1 protein-coding gene is annotated in these 2,792 nt (G+C 67.2%); it reads left to right on the top strand.

Annotated elements, in window-relative coordinates:
- The first annotated feature begins 621 nt into the window (after positions 1–621).
- Positions 622–2,715 carry a TonB-dependent receptor domain-containing protein gene (locus ACLJK8_RS22395; RefSeq protein ID WP_413152632.1) on the top strand — a complete coding sequence of 698 codons (2,094 nt, stop codon included), beginning with the start codon at positions 622–624 and terminating at the stop codon, positions 2,713–2,715.
- The last annotated feature ends 77 nt before the right edge of the window (positions 2,716–2,792 follow it).

Genomic DNA, 2,792 nt, shown 5'->3' with positions numbered 1-2,792 from the left:
CGGCTGGCCCGGGAGCCATGTCCCGGCGTCGATCTCGCGCAGGTAGCAGTTGAGAAACGCCTGCCATGTGGCGCGCTCGGCGCAGGCATGCGACTGGGCGGTGGGGTGCTCTGACAAGGGAAACGCCTCTGGGCCGGGACCGGTCCATGCCGGAGCGGTCAGCGCAAGGGAGGATAAGCTGCGCGCCGGAGGGCGGCGGCGGGGTACGACGGCTATCGGCCGGAGGAGTTCCGGCGTCTGGCTCGGGAGGCGGTGGATCTGACGCGGCTGGCTGCGGGAGCTGGCTTGCTGCATCGGCCGATCGTGGGAACGGCGGATGGCCGCATGTGATTCTCCAGGTTGTTGTCCGGAACAGCTTATAGTTGACAAATTCACTTTGGAAAAGGCCCCGGTATCGGGCTCGGAGAAATTCTTATCGCAGGGGTGGTGCCCGTGTCCATATTAGGCGCGGCGCGGGCAGTGGATCGGCCGGGAAGGTTTGACAAGCGGAACGGAATCGGACACAGAGCCGCCAATATATAATCAAAAGACTCGACAAATACCCGCCCCGCCGACCCCGCGAGCCAACGGTGCCAGTCCCGCCGTAGCCAGCCATGCTTCCACCAAACTCGCGAGAGGCCCATGTTCCCACGCTCCCACCCCGCGGCGATCGCCGCCGGTCTGTCCGCTTTCTCGATCGGCCCGGCCCTTGCCCAGGACCTCGGTACCGGCACGACCGTGCTCGGCCCGATCGTGATCGAGGCGCAAAACGCCTGGGACCCGGACGCGGACGCCGCCGACCGGGCGCAGTCGTTCCATATCGGCCCGGAGGAGATCGAACGGCTGAACCCGCAGAATGTCGATCAGCTGTTCTCGGGCGAATCCTCGATCCAGGTCGGCGCGGGCTCCACGTCGTCGAAGGTCTATGTGAACGGGATCGAGGAGACCAATCTCGCCGTCACCGTGGATGGCGCGCGCGAGAATCTGAAGATCTTCCACCACGCCACCACGAACACGATCGACCCCGCGCTCCTGAAGGCGGTGCGCGTCGATCCCGGCGTCGCGGCGGCCGACGCCGGTCCGGGCGCGCTCGCCGGTGCGATCGCCTATGAGACGGTGGACGCGGGCGACCTGCTGGCGCCGGATGCGAATTTCGGCGGCTTCGGCACGGCGCAATACGGCTTCAACGGCAATACCTTCATCGGCGGTCTCTCCGCCTATGGCCGGCACAACGGCTTCGAGGGCCTCGGCTATGTCCGCTACGGCGATGGCGACAACTACGACGACGGCGACGGGAACGAGATCCCGGGCACCGGCGTCGACCTGCTGAGCCTGCTCGCCAAGGGTGCCTGGGAAAGCCCGACCGGCCACCGGTTCGAGCTTTCGGCGAGCCAGATCACCGACGATGCCGACCGTCCGTTCCGCGCCAACGTCGGCAGTGTCGGGCGCCCCGGCGAGGCGGAGATCCGGCGCTACGACCTCGTGAACACCGATATCATCGCGAGCTACGAGGCGACGCAGGCCATGGGCATCTGGCAGCCGCGCGCGGTGCTCGCCTGGAGCCAGAACGAGACCACCGTGCTCGATCCCTGGGGCAGCGAGGGCGAGGGCGAAAGCTGGAACGGGCTCATCGAGAACCGTTTCCCGGTCGGCAGCATCGGCTCGGTCGCGGCCGGTTTCGACTTCTACCGCGACGAGACGAGCTACACCGACGATTTCACCGCCACCGCGACCGAGCGGGCCACGAACTACGGCCTCTACGCCCAGGCGCGCCTCAACCCGAGCGATCCGTTCCGCCTCTCCTTCGGCTTCCGGGGCGACATGCAGGAATTCGAGGGCATCGACGGCAGCACCCATGATACCGAGGGGCTGAGCGGCAACGTCTCGGCCGAATACGACCTCAACAACATGTGGATGGTCTCCGCCGGCTACTCGGATGTCTTCGGCGGCATCGCGCTCAACGAGCCCTATATCTTCAACCCGGCCTGGGTCTACGACGACATGGAGGCGGTGCGCGCGCGGAACATGACCGGGGGGCTGACCTTCGAGCATCTGGGCTTCACCGCCGGCGCCTCGATCTTCCAGACCGAAGTCGAGAACGCGCGTGACGCGAGTTACGGCGCCGGACCCTTCCTGCCCTTCGACTTCACCTCCGAAGGCTGGCGGATCGACGCCGGCTATGCCTGGGCCAGCGGCTTCGTGCGGGCGAGCTACACCGACGCGGACGTGACTTCGGGGGGCGANCCCTTCGACTTCACCTCCGAAGGCTGGCGGATCGACGCCGGCTATGCCTGGGCCAGCGGCTTCGTGCGGGCGAGCTACACCGACGCGGACGTGACTTCGGGGGGCGACGCGGTCGATTCCGACACGCTCACCTATTTCGGCGCCCCGGTCGGCCGGACCGCCGCGATCGAGGCGCAGCAGCGGCTCGACCAGTACGGGCTCGCCTTCGGCGGCGTCATCGACATCGCACTCGACAACGACGATCTCGCGGGCGGTCCCCGTCCGGATATCCCGGGCGAGGTCTATGAGGAGATCCCGGGCTACACCGTCGTCAACCTCTATGCCGAATACGAGCCGCGCCGGATCGAGAACCTGACCCTGCGTGTCGAAGCCAACAACGTCTTCGACGAGCAGTATTCCGATCGCGCGAGCTATGGTCAGGAATACGGCGAGGTGACGCCGATCGCCGAGCGCGGCCGCTCGATCGTGCTCGCGGCGAAATGGGTGTTCTGAGCGCCTGACATCCCCGCGCCCGGGGAAGGGACGGCCGCGAGGGCAGGCGCCCCCGCGGCCGTCCTGCTTTTCGGCCC

It is taken from the genome of Amaricoccus sp. W119, from assembly GCF_047275745.1.
GTDB lineage: Bacteria > Pseudomonadota > Alphaproteobacteria > Rhodobacterales > Rhodobacteraceae > Amaricoccus.
Note: the sequence above shows the minus strand (reverse complement) of the source record. Positions and strands in the feature narration are given on the sequence as shown.